Below are 18,047 nucleotides of genomic sequence, written 5' to 3'. Positions count from 1 at the left end.
AAGCACATGGCAACCGAAGTCAAAGTCCCCACGCTGGGCGAATCCGTTACCGAAGCAACCGTCGGTCAGTGGCTCAAGAAGCCGGGTGAAGCGGTCAAGGCCGACGAGCCGATCGTCAGCCTGGAAACCGACAAGGTCGCGGTCGACGTGCCCTCGCCGGTCGCCGGTGTCATGGGTGATCTGGTCGCCAAGGAAGGCGACACGGTCGAGGTCGGCGCGCTGCTGGCCTATGTGAACGAAGGCGGAGCCGCTGCTGCCGCTCCTGCTGCCGCTGCTCCCGCCGCCAAGGCGGAAGCCGCTGCGCCCGCGCCGGCCGCTTCGGCCCCGGCTGCATCGGACGACGAAGAGGGCGGCAGCCTGACCCTGTCGCCGGCGGTCCGCCGCCTGGTGCTGGAGCATGGTCTTGACCCGAGCAAGATCAAGGGCACCGGCAAGGACGGCCGTCTGACCAAGGACGACGTCATGGCCGCCGTCGCTGCCGGCACTGCCAAGGCTGCTGCTGCGACCCCTGCTTCGGCGCCTGCCGCCGATGCGCCGGCCGCTGGCCCCAGCCGCAAGCAGGAACGCGTCAAGATGACCCGCCTGCGCCAGACCGTCGCCAAGCGTCTGAAGGAAGCGCAGAACAACGCTGCCCTGCTGACCACGTACAACGACGTCGACATGACCAACGTCATCGAGGCGCGCGCCAAGTACAAGGATCTGTTCGAGAAGAAGCATGGCGTCCGTCTGGGCTTCATGGGCTTCTTCACCAAGGCCGTCTGCATGGCGCTGAAGGACATTCCGGGCGTCAACGCGCAGATCGAAGGCGACGAGATCGTCTATAACGACTTCGCCGACATCTCGGTCGCCGTCTCGGCCCCGACCGGCCTGGTCGTTCCGGTCATCCGCAATGCGGAAAGCCTGAGCGTCGCTGCCATTGAAAAGACCATCGGCGGCTTCGGCAAGAAGGCCAAGGAAGGCAAGCTGACGATGGAAGATATGAAGGGCGGCACCTTCACCATCTCCAACGGCGGCGTGTTCGGTTCGCTGCTGTCCAGCCCGATCATCAACCCGCCCCAGTCGGCGGTTCTGGGCCTGCACCGCATCGAGGACCGCCCGGTCGTCCGTAACGGTCAGATCGTGATCCGCCCGATGATGTATCTGGCGCTCAGCTATGACCATCGTCTGATCGACGGTCGTGAAGCGGTGACCTTCCTTGTCGCGGTCAAGAACGCGATCGAGGATCCGACCCGTCTGCTGATCGACCTGTAATAATCACCATTTATTGTTGCCCCGGCTTCGGCCGGGGCGCCTCTTGCCCTTGATTTGGGGCAGAGCGATGCCAGTTAGGCTGGCATGACTGGAGAAGGGAAAACCCCATGTCCGATTTCGATTATGACGTCCTGGTTATCGGTGCTGGCCCGGGTGGCTATGTCGCCGCGATCCGCGCTGCGCAGCTGGGCCTGAAGACCGCCTGCGCTGAAAGCCGCGAGACGCTTGGCGGCACCTGCCTCAATGTCGGCTGCATCCCGTCGAAGGCGCTGCTGCACGCCTCGGAACTTTATGACGAGGCCGCCAATGGCGCGCTCGCCAAGCTGGGCGTCAAGATCGACAAGATGAGCCTGGACCTGCCCACCATGCAGGGCCAGCGCGTCGATGCCATCAAGGGCCTGACCGGCGGCATCGAATATCTGTTCAAGAAGAACAAGGTGACCTGGCTCAAGGGCCTGGCCAGCTTCACCGGCGCCAACACCGTCGAAGTGAATGGCGAGAAGGTGACGGCGAAGAACATCGTCATCGCCACCGGTTCGTCGGTCGCCCCGCTGCCCGGCGTGGCCGTGGACAATGCAGGCGGCAAGATCGTCGATTCGACCGGCGCGCTGGAACTGGACAAGGTTCCGGGCCATCTGGTCGTCGTCGGCGGTGGCGTCATCGGTCTGGAACTGGGTTCGGTGTGGAAGCGCCTGGGCGCCAAGGTGACCGTGGTCGAATATCTCGACCAGATCCTGCCCGGCATGGACGGCGAAGTCCGCAAGGAAGCCAACAAGATCTTCAAGAAGCAGGGCTTCGAATATAAGCTCGGCACCAAGGTGACCGGCGCCGAAGTCGGCAAGTCGGGCGTGACCCTGACCGTCGAACCGGCCGCCGGTGGCGAAGCCGAAAAGATCGAGGCCGACGTTGTCCTGGTGTCGATCGGTCGTCGTCCCAACACCGAGGGCCTGGGCCTCGACAAGATCGGCCTGGAGCTGAACGCGCGCGGTCAGATCGAGACCGATCATGAGTTCGGCACCAAGGTTCCGGGCGTCTGGGCGATCGGCGACGTCATCCCCGGCCCGATGCTGGCGCACAAGGCCGAGGACGAGGGCATTGCCGTCGCCGAGAATATCGCGGGCCTGACCGGCATCGTGAACCATGACGTGATCCCCTCGGTGGTCTACACCAAGCCGGAAATCGCGGGCGTGGGCCTGACCGAGGAAGCCGCCAAGGAACGTGGCGCCGTCAAGGTCGGCAAGTTCCCGATGATGGCGAACAGCCGTGCCAAGACCAATCACGAGCCCGACGGCTTCGTGAAGATCATCGCCGACGCCGAAACCGATAAGGTGCTGGGCGTGTGGATCATCGCGACCGTCGCCGGCACGATGATCGCGCAGGCGGCGCAGGCCATGGAATTCGGCGCGTCGAGCGAAGACATCGCCTATACCTGTCATGCGCACCCGACGCACAGCGAAGCGATCAAGGAAGCGGCGATGGCCGTGACCGGCAAGCCGATCCACATGTGATCGACTGCGCTATCGCAGGATAAGGGAAGGGGCCTCCGCCAAGCGGGGGCCTTTTTCTTTTGGGGAAGGACGCGCGCTGTTCTATCGGACGCGCATGAACCAGTTCCCCTCCAGCCAGTCGGTGCCGTCGGCCAATCCTGAGCGGTTGTTCTTTGCGCTATGGATCATCTTTTCGGTGCTGACCGCGCTGGCCGACATCATCGCGATCGTTCGCCATCCCGAAATGACGCTGCAGATATTACCGCAGACGGCTCTGGGACTGGCGGTGTGCCTGCCCTTCGGCGCGGTCGCGATCCTGCTGCGACGCCGGCGGCTCAAGCGCCAGGCGGCGCGCGACGCCTTTCTTCAGGCGATGGCGCGGCTCGACTGAGCATCGCCGGCGGGCGCCAGCGCGGGCCGAATGGCGACGCGGTTGCGGCCCTTTTCCTTCGCTTCATAGAGCGCGCTGTCGGCGCGGGCGATCGCGTCATGGATCGAGCGGTCGGCGCGGTGCAGGCTGGTGAGGCCGAAGCTGGCGGTGAGCGGGCCGGGCAGGCCAAGCCGGCTTGCCGCCTGTTCGGCAAAGCGCAGCCGGATCGCGTCGGCTATGCCGGTCGCCATGGCGGGGTCTGCGCCGGGCAGGAAGAGGATGAACTCCTCGCCGCCGAAGCGGGCGATGACGGCATCGGCCGGGGCCAGCGCCCGCAGGGCATCGGCCAGCGCGACGATCACCCGGTCGCCCAGCCCATGGCCATGGGCGTCGTTGACCCGCTTGAAATGATCGATGTCGCAGGCGATCAGGCTGCCGCTGGCATCATGGCGCGCCACCGCTTCCTCGAACCCGCGGCGGTTGAGCAGGCCCGACAGCGGATCGACATGGGCATCATGGCGATAGCGGGTGAGCACGTCCTGCATGGCCGTCGCGAGTGCGGAGAGGGCCAGGAACAGGCCGAACATGCAGGCCAGCGCCTGCATCAGGAAGGCATATTGGCTGTCGCGGAACGCGACGCCGCCGGGCAGGGTGAAGGACACGCTGCTGCCGCGCAGCAGATTGTCGAGCGCGACCAGAGTGACGGCGGCATAGAGGGCGCGATCGGGCCAGCCGCGAAGCTGGCCGCGCCCGGCGATCAGCGGAATGGAAATCAGCAGGAAGCAGCCGAAGTCGGACGACACCAGTTCCAGCGGGACGATGTCCCGCATCACCGCAAAGCTGCAGATCAGGATCGATATCGCCCAGATGGCGATGCGCAGCCCCAGCACCCAATTGGGGCGCCAGCGCGTCAGCAGTGCCTGGCTGAACAGCAGGAAGCCGGTGGCAAAGGCGGTGTCGGCGACGATGCCCCACAGGTCGGTCGGCAGGAAGTCGAACGCGACCGGCACGGCAAAGCCCATGGCGACGCTGAAGAAGGCGCCGCTCCACCAGCCCGCTTCGCGCGCGCCCCAGCCCCAGACGATGAGGAAGGCGACGCCGAAGCTGGCCATCATGATGGGCAGGAAGAAGGCGAAATTCTCACCCACGAGGCGCGACCGATCCTTTGTGCAGCATGACGGCATGACGTCGCGTCATGCAGGAGCGCCATCCTGCATTTTCCGGTAAATGTCGATGGTTAAGAGAGCGTAACGGTTGCGGCGGGCCGAGCGGGAAACTGCCTAACCTGGATCAGAAACGCGGTTTCCGCTTCTCGCGGAACGCCGCGACGCCTTCGGCAAAGTCGGGATAGGTGAAGGCGTCGCGGAACATCTCCAGCGTCACCATATCGTCATCCGCCTGTCCGTCGAGGATGCGGCGGACCATCGCCTTCGACGCGCGCACGCTATGCTGGGCATTGGCGGCGATCTCGCCGGCCAGCCTTTCAGCGGCGGCCAGCGGATCGGCCGCGACCTCATCGATCAGACCGATGGCAAGGGCCGCGTCGGCATCGTGCAGCGCGCCGGTGAAGAGGATGCGCTTGGCCCGTGCCGCCCCGACCAGATCGACCAGCAGGCGGGTGTCGAACAGCGAATAGACGATGCCCAGCTTGGCGGGCGTGATGCCCATGCGCGCGGTGGGGGCCGCGATGCGCAGGTCGCAGGCGATCGCCAGGCCGCATCCGCCGCCAACGCAATCGCCGTCGATCGCCGCGATCACCGGCTTTTCGGCATGGGCCAGCGCATATTGGGTGGAGCGGATCGCGGCCTGATTGGCGGCACGCCAGCCGGCATCGCCCGAACAGGCGGCAAATTCATGGATGTCGGCGCCCGCGCAGAACAGGCCGGGCGTCGCCGAGGCCAGGATCAGCACGCGGATGTCCGCGTCGGCCATGGCATCGGCTACCAGATGGGGCAGCGCTTCCCACATCGCCTGGGTCATGGCGTTGCGGCGATCGGCTCGGTCGATCAGCAGCCGGGCGATCGCGCCGTCGCGCTCCAGCCGCAGGGTCATGGCCGCGTCATGCCGGCCAGGCTTCCAGCATCGGCACCAATTCGTCGAAATGGTGGATCACGCCGTCGGCCTCCAGATTTTCGACCGGGCCGTCGAGGAAGCCGAAGCTGACCGCGATGCTGGGAATGCCGGCATTGCGGGCGCCGGCAATGTCGTTGATCGTGTCGCCCAGGAAGATGGTGCGGCCGCCGCCGGCCCGCTCGATCATCGCATGGATCGGCGCCGGATCGGGCTTGGCAATGCCGACCGTGTCACCGGCCACGACCGAGGCGAAGCGGTCGAACAGGCCCAATTGGTGCAGCAAGGGAATCGTGAAGCGTTCCGCCTTGTTGGTGCAGATGGCGAGCCGCACGCCGCGCTCCGCCAGCGCATCCAGCATCGCCATCATGCCGGGATAGGGCAGGGAGTAGAGCGCCAGATTCTGCTCATAATAATCGAGCAGGATCGGCAGCGTCTGGTCGAGGATCGCTTCGTCATAGCCGCCCGACGCGTCGAGCGCGCGCTGCAGCATCACCTTGGCACCCTTGCCCACGAAGGGCCGGATGGAATCGACCGGGAAGGGGGCTCGGCCGATCGTGCCGATCGCATAATTGACCGCCGCGGCCAGATCGCCGCTGGTGTCGAGCAGGGTGCCGTCGAGGTCGAAGCCGACAATGTCGAAGGATAAGCGTGCCATGGCATCGCCATGCCGCGTCGGCGGTGGCAATGGCAAGGCAAACATGGCAGAGAGCCGTGATATTCCAGACCACTTGAACGAAAAGGACGCGCTCGCCGTGACCGCACCTCGCCCCCTAGCAGTCGTCATCCTTGCCGCCGGGCAGGGCACAAGGATGAAGTCCGGCACGCACAAGGTGCTGCACCCGATCGCCGGGCGGCCGATGCTGCTGCACCTGCTTGCCAGCGTCGCGGACCTGCTGCCCGAGCGGCAAGTGGTCGTGGTCGGCGCCGGCCGCGAGCAGGTGGAAAAGGCGGTCGAGGGCAGCGGCGTCGCCATCGCCGTGCAGGACCAGCAGCTTGGCACCGGTCATGCCGTGGCGCAGGCGCATGATGCGCTGGCGGGGTTCGCCGGTGACGTGCTGATCCTCTATGGCGACGTGCCGCTGGTCAGCGGCGCGACGATGAAGGCGATGCTCGATCGGTTGAGCCGGGGCGACGAGCCGCGCGCGGTGGTGCTGGGCTTCCGCCCGGATGATGCCGCCGCCTATGGCCGGATCATCGCCGATGGCCAGGGCATCATCGAGAAGATGGTCGAGTTTAAGGATGCGAGCGAGGCCGAGCGCGCCGTCACCTTGTGCAACAGCGGCCTGATGGCGGTGCGGGCGAGCGACCTGTTCGTGCTGCTCGACCAGATCGGCAACAACAATGCGGCCGGCGAATATTATCTGCCCGACATCATCATGCTGCCCGGTGCGAACAGCGCCGTGATCGAGACCGAAGCGTGGGAAGTGGCCGGCGTGAACAGCCGCGCCGAACTGGCCGGCGTCGAAGCCGTGTGGCAGGACCGCCGCCGGGCCGAGGCGATGCGCGAGGGCGTGACCCTGGTCGCGCCGCAGACCGTCTTCTTCTCGCACGACACGGTGCTGGGTCGCGACGTGACGGTCGAACCCAATGTCGTCTTCGGTCCGGGTGTCACCGTCGCTGACAATGTCGTCATCCACGCCTTCTCCCATCTGGAGGGCGCGACCGTGGCCAGCGGTGCCGATATCGGCCCCTATGCCCGGCTGCGTCCGGGCGCTGACATCGGCCCCAAGGCAAAGGTCGGCAATTTCGTCGAGATCAAGAAGGCGCGCCTCGACGAAGGGGCGAAGGTCAATCACCTCTCCTATATCGGCGACGCCAGCGTCGGCGCGGCCGCCAATATCGGCGCGGGCACCATCACCTGCAATTATGACGGCTTCTTCAAGTACAAGACGCAGATCGGTGCGGGCGCCTTCATCGGCTCCAACAGCGCGCTGGTCGCGCCGGCGACGATCGGCGATGGCGCGATCGTTGCGGCGGGCAGCGTCGTGACCAAGCCGGTTCCGGCCGACGCGCTGTGCCTCGTCCGCCCGCAACAGGAAAGCAAGCCGGGCTGGGCGGCGGCGTTCCGCACCCGCATGCGCGAGCGGAAGGCGAAGGCTTGAATTTCATCCGGCGCCGGCCGTTTCTGTCCGCCCTGCTGTTCCTGCTGCTGATCGCAGTGGCAGGGCCGCTCTGGCTGTTGATGAATGCGCGCGCCATGCCGGTCGTGCGGCGCGCCGATGTCGTGCTGCCTTTCCCGGCGGGCGCGTCGCAGCAGCCGATCCGGGTCGCGCTGCTGACCGACACCCATCTGTCTGGGCCGGACAACAGCCCGGCGCGGATGGCGCGGATCGTGGCCCGGATCAACGGCCTCAAGCCGGACCTGATCCTGCTGGGCGGCGACTATATCGGCGACAATAAATGGGGCGCGACCTATGATGCGCGCCACGCGATCGCGCCCTTCGCCGGGCTGCGCGCGCCGATGGGCGTGGTCGCGGTGCTGGGCAATCATGACAGCCGCAGCAGGAAGAACCGGGTGGCACTGAGCGCCGACGACTGGCAGCGCGCCTTTGCCGATCTGGGCATCACCCTGGTACAGGATGGCGCGGTGCGGCGCGGGCCGCTGGCGATCTGCGGGCTCAAGGATATCTATACCCGCAAGCCCGACATACCCGATACGCTGAAGGCGATGCAGGACATCGGTGGCGCGCCGGTGATCCTGTCGCACGGGCCCGATGTCTTTCCGCTGCTGCCCGATGCACCGTCGCTGACCCTGGTCGGCCATACCCATTGCGGTCAGGTGGCACTGCCCTTTGCCGGGATCGTCTATGTCCCCTCCCGCTATGGTACCCGCTATGCCTGCGGCCGCTATCAGGATGGGCGGAAGGCGATGATCGTGTCCGGAGGCGTGGGGACCAGCGGCCTGCCTTTCCGCATGCTGGCGCCGCCCGACATCTGGCTGATCACCATCCGGCCACGATGACATTCTTTTCATGGCTCGGCCATGGCGCTGTCGCCCGACCGGCATTAATGGCATGGCGACAAAGCTGTCCTATATGGACGCTATCTGACTAATCTGGTTCGGCGGGGCTTTCCACCATGTGCGGTATCATCGGAATTATTGGTAAGGATCAGGTCGCGGAACGACTGGTCGATGGCCTCAAGCGGCTGGAATATCGCGGCTATGACAGCGCCGGTGTCGCCACCGTGCATGACGGCCGGATCGATCGCCGCCGGGCCGAGGGCAAGCTCAACAATCTGGTCAAGGAACTTGGCCAGTCGCCGCTGGCCGGCACCACCGGCATCGCCCATACCCGCTGGGCCACCCATGGCGCGCCGACCACCAGCAATGCGCACCCCCATGCGACCGGCGAAGTGGCGCTGGTCCACAATGGCATCATCGAGAATTTCAAGCCTCTGCGCGATGAGCTGATTGCCCGCGGCCGCACCTTCGACAGCCAGACCGACACCGAAGTGGTCGCCCATCTGGTCAGCGAACTGGTGGAGCAGGGCGTGGCGCCGAAGGAGGCCGTGGCCCAGGTGCTGCCGCGCCTGCACGGCGCCTTCGCGCTCGCCATCCTGTTCAAGAGTCATCCCGACATGCTGATCGGTGCGCGTCTCGGTTCGCCGCTAGTCGTAGGCTATGGCGATGGCGAGACCTTCCTCGGCTCCGACGCGCTGGCGCTCGCCCCGCTGACCCAGCGCATCGCCTATCTGGACGAGGGCGACTGGGTCGTCATCACCAAGGATGGCGCCGAGATTTTCGACAAGGACAACAACCCGGTCGAGCGTCCGGTCACCATTTCCGGCGTGTCCGGCGCGATGATCGACAAGGGCAATCATCGCCACTTCATGCAGAAGGAAATTTATGAGCAGCCGGTCGTCGTGGCCCAGACGCTCAAGGCCTATCTGCAGCGGATGGATGATCGCGTATCGCTGCCGATCCCGGATTTCGACTTGTCGACCATCCGCCGCGTCACCATCGTCGCCTGCGGCACCAGCTTCTATGCCGGCATGGTCGCGCGCTACTGGTTCGAACAGTTCGCCCGCGTCCCGGTCGATTTGGATTTCGCCTCCGAGTTCCGCTACCGCGAGCCGGTGATGGAGGAGGGCGGCCTCGCCCTGTTCATCAGCCAGTCCGGCGAAACCGCCGATACGCTGGCCGCGCTGCGCTATGCCCGCGCCCAGGGGCAGAAGATCGCCGTCGTCGTCAATGTGCCGACCAGTTCGATGGCGCGCGAGGCCGACCTGCTGCTGCCGACCCATGCCGGCCCGGAAATCGGCGTCGCCTCGACCAAGGCCTTCACCTGCCAACTCGCCGTGCTGGCAGCCTTGGCCGCCAATCTGGCGCGGGCCAAGGGCAAGCTCAGCGCCAAGGATGAAAAGGAAATCGTCCGCCATCTCGCCGAAGCGCCCGCCGCGATCAACGGCGCGCTCGCCTATGACGAGGCGATCGAGGCGATGGCCCATCATATCGTGCCGGCGCGCGATGTCCTGTATCTCGGCCGCGGCACCGACTATCCGCTGGCGCTGGAAGGCGCTCTGAAGCTCAAGGAAATCAGCTATATCCATGCCGAGGGCTATGCCGCCGGCGAGATGAAGCACGGCCCGATCGCGCTGATCGACGAACTGGTGCCGGTGATCTGCATCGCGCCCAGCGGCCCCTTGTTCGAAAAGACCGTCAGCAACATGCAGGAAGTGCAGGCGCGCGGCGGCAAGGTGGTCCTGATTTCCGACTATGACGGGGTGCAGGCGGCAGGCGAAGGCTGCCTCGCCACCATCACCATGCCCAAAGTCCACCCGCTGATCGCGCCGATGGTCTATGCCGTGCCGGTGCAACTGCTCGCCTATCATGTCGCCGTACTCAAGGGCACCGACGTCGATCAGCCGCGCAACCTGGCAAAGAGCGTCACGGTGGAGTGAGCCGGGCCGCCCCTGCCATCATGATGGCAGGGGTCTTGGCTGCTCGCGCTTCGATCAGCCACCGCCCGGCGAATTATGGCCACCGGCCGGCACCGGGCCGCCGCTTGGCGCGTGGCTGTGGTCGGGATTGCTGTCCCAGTCGATATGATAAAGGTCGAAGCGGCGGTCGCGCAGGTTGCGGACCGTGCCTTCGGCCCGCGCCCAGCTGAGGTCGGCCAGGTTCACGTCCGCCATGGTCAGCGTTTCGACATTCTCGCTCGCCTCGGCTGCGATGCCGTCCCGCGCGAAGGGCAGGTCGCACGGCGTCAGGATCGCGCTCTGGGCATATTGGATGTCCATATTGTCGACGTTCGGCAGATTGCCGACATTGCCCGACATCACGACATAGCATTGATTCTCGATCGCGCGGGCCTGCGCGCAATAGCGCACGCGCATATAGCCCAGGCGCGAGTCGGTGCAGAAGGGGACGAAGATGATGCGCGCCCCCTGATCGACCAGGCGGCGGGCCAGTTCGGGAAATTCGCTGTCATAGCAGATCAGCACGCCGATCGGGCCGCAGTCGGTCTGGATCACGTCGAGCGCGTCGCCGCCCTTGATGTTCCACCAGAAGGCTTCGTTGGGGGTCGGGTGGATCTTTTCCTGGGTGTGGACCGATCCGTCGCGCAGCGCGACATAGGCGATATTCTGGATGTCGCCATCGTCGGCGCGGGTTGGGTGCGACCCGCCGATGATGTTGATATTATATTCCAGCGCCATCCGCGTCAGTTCCTTGGTCAGGCGCGGGGTATAGCCGGTCAGCCGGTCGATCGCTTCGATCGGCGACAGCTTCTTGGTCTCGAACGAGAGCAGGGGCAGGGTGAACAGCTCGGGGAAGACGATGAAGTCCGACCGGTAATCGGCCGCCACGTCGACGAAATATTCGATGTTACGGACGAACTCGTCGAAATCCTTCACCGCGCGCGCCTGGAGCTGGCAGGTGGCGAGGCGGACGCTTTCGACGCCGCGCGGCACCCGCATTTCCGGCGCCTCGTCCGGATCGACATAGGGGTTGCGCCAGACCAGATGCGCGGCATGTCCGTCCGACTGCTTGTCTTCGGGCAGGTAATTTTCCAGCACGCCCAGCGGCTCGAACTGGTTCTTCAACTGGAAGCTGATGACCTGGTCGCGCAGCTTGCCGCTGACCACCTTTTCCAGATAGTCGGCCGGGCTGCCGGCCCGGCGCTTGGCGCGGGCATAGCCGGGCATGCGGCCCGCAATGACGATGCCGTGCAGGTCGAGTTCCTCGGCCAGTTCCTTGCGCTCGTCATAGAGGCGCTGGCCGATGCGCAGTCCGCGCAGCTTGGGATCGACCGCCATTTCATAGCCATAGAGCCATTCGCCCGCGGCGCTGTGACGGGTGCCGAAACCGTTGGCGGTGATTTCCTCCCAGTCATGATGGGAAAAGGCCATCGCCTTGCTGACGCGCATGGTGGCGCAATAGCCCACCACCTTGCTGTCATAGAGGGCGACGAAGCAGCCATTGGGGAAGTTGTTGATCTGGCCGCGGATGGTGGCCAGCGAATAATTGGGCATGCCGGGATAGGCGCGGGCGATCAGCCGCTGGATGCCGCGCACATCGCCGGGCACCGCCGCCCGGACTTCCAGGCGCTTCTTGGCTGTCGTGGTCATTCTTTGCTCCCGTCGCATCAATCCGAAAAGGAAAAGGCGGCGCCGGGATGCGGCGCCGCCTCGTTCCGTTTCCGTATTGAAAGCTTCAGGAAGCGATCAGTTCCGGTAAAAAGCCTTTATCAGGCCCACTTGGCCATTTCGGCTTCCAGATTGACGCGGATCGCCTCGAAGAACTGCTCCGTGGTCATCCAGGCCTGATCCGGGCCGATCAGCAGGGCCAGATCCTTGGTCATCGCGCCGCCTTCGACGGTCTTGATGCAGACCCGCTCCAGCGTCTCGGCGAACTTCACGACGTCCGGCGTGTCGTCGAACTTGCCGCGGAACGACAGGCCCTGGGTCCAGGCGAAGATCGAGGCGATCGGGTTGGTCGAGGTCGCCTTGCCCTGCTGGTGCTGGCGATAGTGGCGGGTGACAGTGCCGTGCGCGGCTTCGGCTTCCACGGTCTTGCCGTCGGGCGACAGCAGGACGGAGGTCATCAGGCCGAGCGAGCCGAAGCCCTGGGCCACGGTGTCCGACTGGACGTCGCCGTCATAATTCTTGCAGGCCCAGACGAACTTGCCGCTCCACTTCAGCGCCGAAGCGACCATGTCGTCGATCAGGCGATGTTCGTAGACGATGCCGGCCGCCTTGAACTTGTCGGCGAATTCGGCGTCGAACACTTCCTGGAACAGATCCTTGAAGCGGCCGTCATAGGCCTTGAGGATGGTGTTCTTGGTCGACAGATAGACGGGCCAGCCGCGGTTCAGGCCATAGTTGAAGCTGGCCTTGGCGAAATCGCGGATCGATTCGTCGAGATTGTACATGCCCATGGCAACGCCGGCGCTGGGGAATTCGAACACTTCATATTCGAGTTCCTCGCCATTGGTGCCGACCCACTTCATGGTCAGCGTGCCGGCGCCGGGCACCTTGAAATCGGTGGCCTTATACTGGTCGCCAAAGGCGTGACGGCCGACGACGATCGGGTCGGTCCAGCCCGGAACCAGGCGGGGGACATTCTTGATGACGATCGGTTCGCGGAACACGACGCCGCCCAGGATGTTGCGGATGGTGCCGTTGGGCGACTTCCACATCTTCTTGAGGCCGAATTCCTCGACGCGCGCTTCGTCGGGGGTGATGGTGGCGCACTTCACGCCGACGCCATATTCCTTGATCGCGTTGGCCGCGTCGATCGTGATCTGGTCGCTGGTCTCGTCGCGCTTCTCGACCGACAGGTCATAATATTTCAGGTCGACGTCGAGATAGGGGAGAATGAGGCGCTCACGGATCCATTCCCAGATGATGCGGGTCATTTCGTCGCCGTCGATTTCCACGACGGGGTTTTTCACCTTGATCTTCGCCATAGCGCCTATTCGCCTTCTTCTCTTGGGTGGAATTATGGGGACGCCCTACGGCCTGCGCCGCCAATGTTCAACCGTCCAGCGCCGGATTTCCGGCCGATCATGCGATGCATGCGCAAGACTGTTGTGCGATGCGCGTTCATGCCGGCAGCCAAGGACGGGGATCGTCGTTGTCAGGATCAATGTCTCCCCCTAAAGACATGCCCATGGAAAATGACGAGATCACGATTGCCGCAGGCGGCAATGTCAAATGGCGCTTCCCCTCGGTCCATCCCGAAGGGGTGAAGTTCGGCGCGATCGCGGCTGCGATCACCGGCCTGTTCTTCGTGATGGGCTGGGAAATCATCGGCTGGCTGATGCTGATGGTCACCATCTGGGTGCTGGCCTTCTTCCGCGATCCGATCCGCGCCGTGCCGCAGGATGAGGGCGCGATCATCGCCCCGGCGGATGGCCTGGTGACCCTGATCCAGCGCGTGCCGCCGCCGCGCGAGATGGCTGGGCCCGATGGCCTGGGCGATCAGCCGCTGATCCGCGTGTCGATCTTCATGAGCGTGTTCGACGTCCATATCAACCGCACCCCGATCGGCGGCACGGTGAAGGCCGTCACCTATATTTCGGGCAAGTTCCTCAACGCCGATCTCGACAAGGCGAGCGAGGATAATGAGCGCCAGCATATCCTGGTCGAGCGTCATGACGGCCTGCGCGTCGGCTTCACCCAGATTGCCGGCCTTGTCGCGCGCCGCATCGTGCCCTTCGTCAAGCCGGGCGACATGGTCGCCGCCGGCCAGCGCATCGGCCTCATCCGCTTTGGCAGCCGTGTCGACGTCTATCTGCCCGCCGGCACCGCGCCGCGCGTGATCCTGGGCCAGCGCACCGTCGCGGGCGAGACGATCCTGGGCCAGATCGGCGATCGCCGCGTGATTGCGGGCATCCAGCAGTGAGGCGGCGTCGCGCCGTTCCGCGCGGGCTGCGGCGCGGCATCACGCTGCGCATGTTGGCGCCCAATGCGGTGACGGCGATGGCGCTGTGCTTCGGCCTCACCGGCGTGCGCTACGGCATTTCGGGCGAGTGGGAGCGGGCGGTATTGTCCATCCTGTTCGCCGGCGTGCTCGACGGACTGGACGGCCGGATCGCCCGGATGCTGCGGGGCGAGAGCCGTTTTGGCGCCGAACTGGATTCGCTTTCCGATTCGATTGCATTCGGCGTCGCGCCGGCGCTGATCCTCTATCTCTGGTCGCTGCATGCCATGCCGAAATTCGGCTGGATCTTCGCGCTTGCCCATGCGCTCTCCTGCGCACTGCGCCTGGCGCGCTTCAACGCCAATATCGATGTCGAGGAGCAGCCGCACAAATCGGCCGGCTTCCTGACCGGCGTGCCGGCGCCCGCGGGTGCTGGCCTCACCTTCGTGCCGCTCTATCTGTGGCTGGTGACGGGCGAAGAGATTTTCCGCGCCTGGTATGTGGTCGCGCCCTGGACCGCGTTCGTGGCCTTCCTGATGATCTCCAGCATCGCCACCTATAGCTGGTCGGCGCTGCGGTTGCGCAAGCGCATTCGGCTGGAACTCATCGCCTTTGTCGGCCTGCTGGCGGCGGCGCTGGCGACCCAACCCTGGTTCACTCTGCTGCTGATCTGCGGCGTCTATGTGCTGCTGATCCCGTTCGGCATCCTGTCCTACGCCAAAGTGCGCAAGCAGCCTGTCGGCTGAGCCGGATGTCCTGTTCAGGCAGCGAGCGCGCTGCCGGGCAAGGCGGGGGCGGACAGGGTAGTGGTGCGGCCCGGCTGGCGAACGCGGTTCCGCGTGATGCGGATATGATAGACGGGCGGGTTCTGGGGAATCGGCTCGAACAGCAAAGCTGCCGCCATCTTCTGATGATAGAGCGCAAACATCCAGGCAATGGTGCCGATCGCCAGCAGGAAGGCGGCGGAGAAAATGGTCGCTGCAACAATGGTGAACATGGCCGCTGACTTTCTATCTTGCCATTTGCACGCTTAGGCTCACTATGTCGGTGCAAACGGGCGTTTAGACTGTTTGTTCCATCTGTTCACTTTATGTTCTCATATTGAGAGCGAGTCAACCCCTTGCGCAACGGGGTTTTGGGCGTTAAAGGCGCGCCCATTCCACATGGGAATCGACATATCCGGTGCCGGACGGGTCTTTGAGACCATCCAAGGTTCCTGATTCCCAGAGGTAGCAACCGGAAGGAGAAATGATTATGGCGACCCCCGTCGTCACCATGCAGCAATTGATCGAGGCTGGCGCCCACTTCGGCCACCAGACCCACCGCTGGAACCCGCGGATGAAGCCGTACATCTTCGGCGACCGCAACGGCATCCACATCCTTGACCTGTCGCAGACCGTGCCGCTCTTCGCGCGCGCCCTCGACTTCGTGTCGGCCACCGTCGCCGGCGGCGGCAAGGTTCTGTTCGTCGGCACCAAGCGCCAGGCCCAGGATCCGATCGCCGAAGCCGCCCGCAAGTCGGGTCAGCACTTCGTCAACCATCGCTGGCTGGGCGGCATGCTCACCAACTGGAAGACCATCTCGGGCTCGATCAAGCGCCTGAAGACCCTCGAAGAGAAGCTGTCGGGCGATACCCACGGCTTCACCAAGAAGGAAGTCCTCCAGATGACCCGCGAGCGCGAGAAGCTGGAACTGTCGCTGGGCGGCATTCGCGACATGAACGGCATCCCCGATGTCATGTTCGTGATCGACGCCAACAAGGAAGAGCTGGCGATCAAGGAAGCCAACACCCTGGGTATCCCGGTTGTCGCCATCCTCGACTCGAACGTCTCGCCCGACGGCATCGCCTTCCCGGTTCCGGCGAACGATGACGCCAGCCGCGCCATCCGCCTCTACTGCGACGCCGTTGCCGCCGCCGCCACCAAGGGCAACCGTGGTGCGCAGCAGGCTTCGGGCATCGACCTGGGCGCTCTGGATGAGCCCGAGGCCGAAGAGGTCGTCGCGCAGGCCTGATCCGCGGTCTTCGAACTGCAAGAATGACAGGCTAGGGCGCGGTCCATTACGGAACGCGCCCTAGTGCTTATCTGATTAAACCCCTTTTGATTTAGGAGCCTCAACATGGCCGAGATTACCGCTGCCGCCGTCAAGGAACTGCGCGACCGTTCGGGCGCGGGCATGATGGATTGCAAGAAGGCCCTCACCGAAGCCAATGGCGACATCGAAGCGGCGACCGACTGGCTGCGCGCCAAGGGTCTGGCTGCTGCCCAGAAGAAGTCGAGCCGCACCGCTGCTGAAGGTCTGGTCGGCGTTGCCGTCGCCGGCACCAAGGGTGTTGCCGTCGAAGTGAACAGCGAAACCGACTTCGTTGCCAAGAACGACCAGTTCCAGGACTTCGTTCGCACCGTGTCGACCGTTGCGCTGGAATCGGGCGCGGCTGACGCCGAAGCCCTGTCGGCCCAGCCGCACCCCGCCGGCGGCACCATCGCCGAAAAGCTGGTCGCCAACATCGCCACCATCGGTGAAAACCAGAATCTGCGTCGCGTCGCCCATGTCGAAGTGACCGAAGGCGTCGTCGTGCCCTACGTGCACAACGCTGCTGCGCCGGGCCTCGGCAAGATCGGCGTGCTCGTCGCGCTCGAAGGCGATGCCCCCGCCGACGTTCTGGAGCCGCTGGGCAAGCAGCTGGCCATGCACATCGCCGCTGCCTTCCCGCTGGCCCTGTCGGCCGACGACATCGATCCGGCCCTGCTGGAGCGTGAGCGCGCGATCGCCGCTGAAAAGGCTGCCGAATCGGGCAAGCCCGCCGAAATCGTCGCCAAGATGGTCGACGGCGCGGTCGCCAAGTTCGCCAAGGAGCAGGCCCTGCTCTCGCAGCTGTTCGTGATGGACAACAAGACCCCGATCGCCGACGTCGTCGCCAAGGCGGCCAAGGATGCCGGCAAGTCGATCTCGCTCAAGTCCTATGTCCGCTTCCAGCTGGGCGAAGGCATCGAGAAGGAAGTCAGCGACTTCGCCGCCGAAGTGGCTGCTGCCGCCGGCGCCTGATCGCCGATCGAGCGACAAGCAAAGGGAAGAGGGCGTCCTGCGGGGCGCCCTTTTTCTATGAGAGCGTGGTGCGTTTGTCGGTCGGCGCCGGTCGGGCCGGGCGCCATCGGTGCCGCTTTCTCCATGAAGAGGCTGGAGCGCACGACAAACGCCCCTTGGCATCGCGCTTTACCGCCTCTAATGTCCCGGCCGCTTCCCCTGCCAACCATCAAGGATTCTTGCCCCACATGACCCGGCCAGCCTTCAAACGCATCCTGCTGAAATTGTCGGGCGAGGTGCTGATGGGGTCCGGCCAGTTCGGCATCGATCCCGAGACCGTCGATCGCGTTGCTGGCGAAATCGCCGCCGCGAAGGATGCGGGCTTCGAACTGTGCGTGGTCGTGGGTGGCGGCAACATTTTCCGCGGCCTTGCCGGCGCGGCCAAGGGCTTCGACCGCACCAGCGCCGACTATATGGGCATGCTGGCGACCGTGATGAACGCGCTGGCGGTGCAGAATGCGCTGGAAAAGATCGGCTGCGACACCCGCGTCCAGTCGGCCATTCCGATGGCGTCGGTGTGCGAACCCTATATCCGTCGCAAGGCCGTGCGCCATATGGAGAAGGGCCGGATCGTGATCTTCGCGGCGGGCACCGGCAATCCCTTCTTCACCACTGATACCACGGCGGCCCTGCGCGCAGCGGAAATGAACTGCGACGCGCTGTTCAAGGGCACCAGTGTCGATGGCATCTATGATGCCGATCCCAAGAAGGTGGCGGATGCCACCCGCTATGAGGCGATCAGCTTCGACCAGGTGCTGACCGACAATCTCAAGGTCATGGACGCCAGCGCGATCGCGCTGTGCCGTGAAAATCATATTCCCATCGTCGTCTTCAACATCCGCGAGGAAGGCAACCTGGCCAAGGTGCTGGCGGGTGAAGGCACCGCGACGATCGTGCAAAATCAGGAGCGCTAATA

Annotated in this window: 17 protein-coding genes; 11 read left to right on the top strand and 6 right to left on the bottom strand. The window is 64.8% G+C overall.

Going from position 1 to position 18,047, the window contains the following annotated elements:
- The first annotated feature begins 6 nt into the window (after nt 1-6).
- From odhB to DIZ22_RS11900, 3 genes are all read left to right on the top strand, one after another.
- Nucleotides 7-1,251: a 2-oxoglutarate dehydrogenase complex dihydrolipoyllysine-residue succinyltransferase gene (gene odhB / locus DIZ22_RS11910; RefSeq protein WP_017501596.1), complete on the top strand. Its 1,245-nt coding sequence runs from the start codon at nt 7-9 to the stop codon at nt 1,249-1,251.
- A 107-nt stretch (nt 1,252-1,358) separates the two neighbouring features.
- The gene (gene lpdA / locus DIZ22_RS11905; RefSeq protein WP_010337479.1) at nt 1,359-2,759 is read left to right on the top strand and encodes a dihydrolipoyl dehydrogenase; all 1,401 of its coding nucleotides are present in this window, start codon (nt 1,359-1,361) and stop codon (nt 2,757-2,759) included.
- A 94-nt stretch (nt 2,760-2,853) separates the two neighbouring features.
- Complete coding sequence (locus DIZ22_RS11900) at nt 2,854-3,129, top strand: hypothetical protein (protein ID WP_004211159.1); 276 nt, start codon at nt 2,854-2,856, stop codon at nt 3,127-3,129.
- Here the strand turns inward: DIZ22_RS11900 and DIZ22_RS11895 are convergent.
- The 3 genes from DIZ22_RS11895 to DIZ22_RS11885 form a co-directional block, all read right to left on the bottom strand.
- Nucleotides 3,105-4,256, bottom strand: coding sequence for a GGDEF domain-containing protein (locus DIZ22_RS11895; RefSeq protein WP_048937831.1), 1,152 nt, complete (start codon nt 4,254-4,256; stop codon nt 3,105-3,107). The two genes, DIZ22_RS11900 and DIZ22_RS11895, sit on opposite strands and share 25 nt — an antisense overlap.
- A gap of 142 nt (nt 4,257-4,398) precedes the next feature.
- Entirely contained in the window at nt 4,399-5,160 is a 762-nt protein-coding gene (locus DIZ22_RS11890) for an enoyl-CoA hydratase-related protein (protein ID WP_048937832.1), read from the bottom strand.
- Nucleotides 5,161-5,167: 7 nt separating this feature from the next.
- The gene (locus tag DIZ22_RS11885; protein ID WP_170978376.1) at nt 5,168-5,836 is read right to left on the bottom strand and encodes an HAD family hydrolase; all 669 of its coding nucleotides are present in this window, start codon (nt 5,834-5,836) and stop codon (nt 5,168-5,170) included.
- Nucleotides 5,837-5,990: 154 nt separating this feature from the next.
- On the opposite strand from DIZ22_RS11885, the gene glmU reads away from it, so the two are divergent.
- The 3 genes from glmU to glmS all read left to right on the top strand — a co-directional run bounded on the left by glmU (nt 5,991) and on the right by glmS (nt 10,083).
- The gene (gene glmU, locus DIZ22_RS11880; RefSeq protein ID WP_048937834.1) at nt 5,991-7,283 is read left to right on the top strand and encodes a bifunctional UDP-N-acetylglucosamine diphosphorylase/glucosamine-1-phosphate N-acetyltransferase GlmU; all 1,293 of its coding nucleotides are present in this window, start codon (nt 5,991-5,993) and stop codon (nt 7,281-7,283) included.
- Nucleotides 7,280-8,143, top strand: a complete 864-nt coding sequence (locus DIZ22_RS11875) for a metallophosphoesterase (protein ID WP_122928218.1) — start codon at nt 7,280-7,282, stop codon at nt 8,141-8,143. Before glmU ends, DIZ22_RS11875 begins: the two co-directional genes overlap by 4 nt.
- A gap of 116 nt (nt 8,144-8,259) precedes the next feature.
- Nucleotides 8,260-10,083 (top strand): glutamine--fructose-6-phosphate transaminase (isomerizing), encoded by a 1,824-nt coding sequence (gene glmS / locus DIZ22_RS11870; protein WP_048937836.1) that lies wholly within the window; start codon nt 8,260-8,262, stop codon nt 10,081-10,083.
- Nucleotides 10,084-10,137: 54 nt separating this feature from the next.
- Here the strand turns inward: glmS and DIZ22_RS11865 are convergent, their stop codons facing one another.
- Both DIZ22_RS11865 and DIZ22_RS11860 read right to left on the bottom strand, forming a co-directional pair.
- A complete protein-coding gene (locus DIZ22_RS11865; protein ID WP_048937837.1) occupies nt 10,138-11,751 on the bottom strand; it encodes a bifunctional GNAT family N-acetyltransferase/carbon-nitrogen hydrolase family protein in 1,614 nt (537 codons plus the stop codon).
- 119 nt (nt 11,752-11,870) lie between these two features.
- Entirely contained in the window at nt 11,871-13,091 is a 1,221-nt protein-coding gene (locus tag DIZ22_RS11860) for an NADP-dependent isocitrate dehydrogenase (RefSeq protein ID WP_048937838.1), read from the bottom strand.
- Between the two features lie 203 nt (nt 13,092-13,294).
- Between DIZ22_RS11860 and DIZ22_RS11855 the strand changes: the two genes are divergently transcribed.
- A complete protein-coding gene (locus DIZ22_RS11855) occupies nt 13,295-14,029 on the top strand; it encodes a phosphatidylserine decarboxylase (RefSeq protein ID WP_029547694.1) in 735 nt (244 codons plus the stop codon).
- A 50-nt stretch (nt 14,030-14,079) separates the two neighbouring features.
- The gene (locus DIZ22_RS11850) at nt 14,080-14,793 is read left to right on the top strand and encodes a phosphatidylcholine/phosphatidylserine synthase (protein WP_048937892.1); all 714 of its coding nucleotides are present in this window, start codon (nt 14,080-14,082) and stop codon (nt 14,791-14,793) included.
- Nucleotides 14,794-14,807: 14 nt separating this feature from the next.
- Here the strand turns inward: DIZ22_RS11850 and DIZ22_RS11845 are convergent, their stop codons facing one another.
- Complete coding sequence (locus DIZ22_RS11845; RefSeq protein ID WP_048937839.1) at nt 14,808-15,044, bottom strand: hypothetical protein; 237 nt, start codon at nt 15,042-15,044, stop codon at nt 14,808-14,810.
- 257 nt (nt 15,045-15,301) lie between these two features.
- Between DIZ22_RS11845 and rpsB the strand changes: the two genes are divergently transcribed.
- From rpsB to pyrH, 3 genes are all read left to right on the top strand, one after another.
- Nucleotides 15,302-16,060, top strand: coding sequence for a 30S ribosomal protein S2 (gene rpsB, locus DIZ22_RS11840; RefSeq protein WP_010337471.1), 759 nt, complete (start codon nt 15,302-15,304; stop codon nt 16,058-16,060).
- 105 nt (nt 16,061-16,165) lie between these two features.
- The gene (tsf, locus tag DIZ22_RS11835) at nt 16,166-17,092 is read left to right on the top strand and encodes a translation elongation factor Ts (RefSeq protein ID WP_010337470.1); all 927 of its coding nucleotides are present in this window, start codon (nt 16,166-16,168) and stop codon (nt 17,090-17,092) included.
- Between the two features lie 227 nt (nt 17,093-17,319).
- Nucleotides 17,320-18,045: a UMP kinase gene (pyrH, locus tag DIZ22_RS11830; protein WP_004211175.1), complete on the top strand. Its 726-nt coding sequence runs from the start codon at nt 17,320-17,322 to the stop codon at nt 18,043-18,045.
- The last annotated feature ends 2 nt before the right edge of the window (nt 18,046-18,047 follow it).

Origin of the sequence: Sphingobium sp. LF-16 (assembly GCF_003711185.1) — a bacterium.
Lineage (GTDB): Bacteria > Pseudomonadota > Alphaproteobacteria > Sphingomonadales > Sphingomonadaceae > Sphingobium > Sphingobium yanoikuyae_A.
The sequence above is the reverse complement of the archived record's forward strand: the minus strand, read 5'-3'. Positions and strand labels throughout refer to the sequence as shown.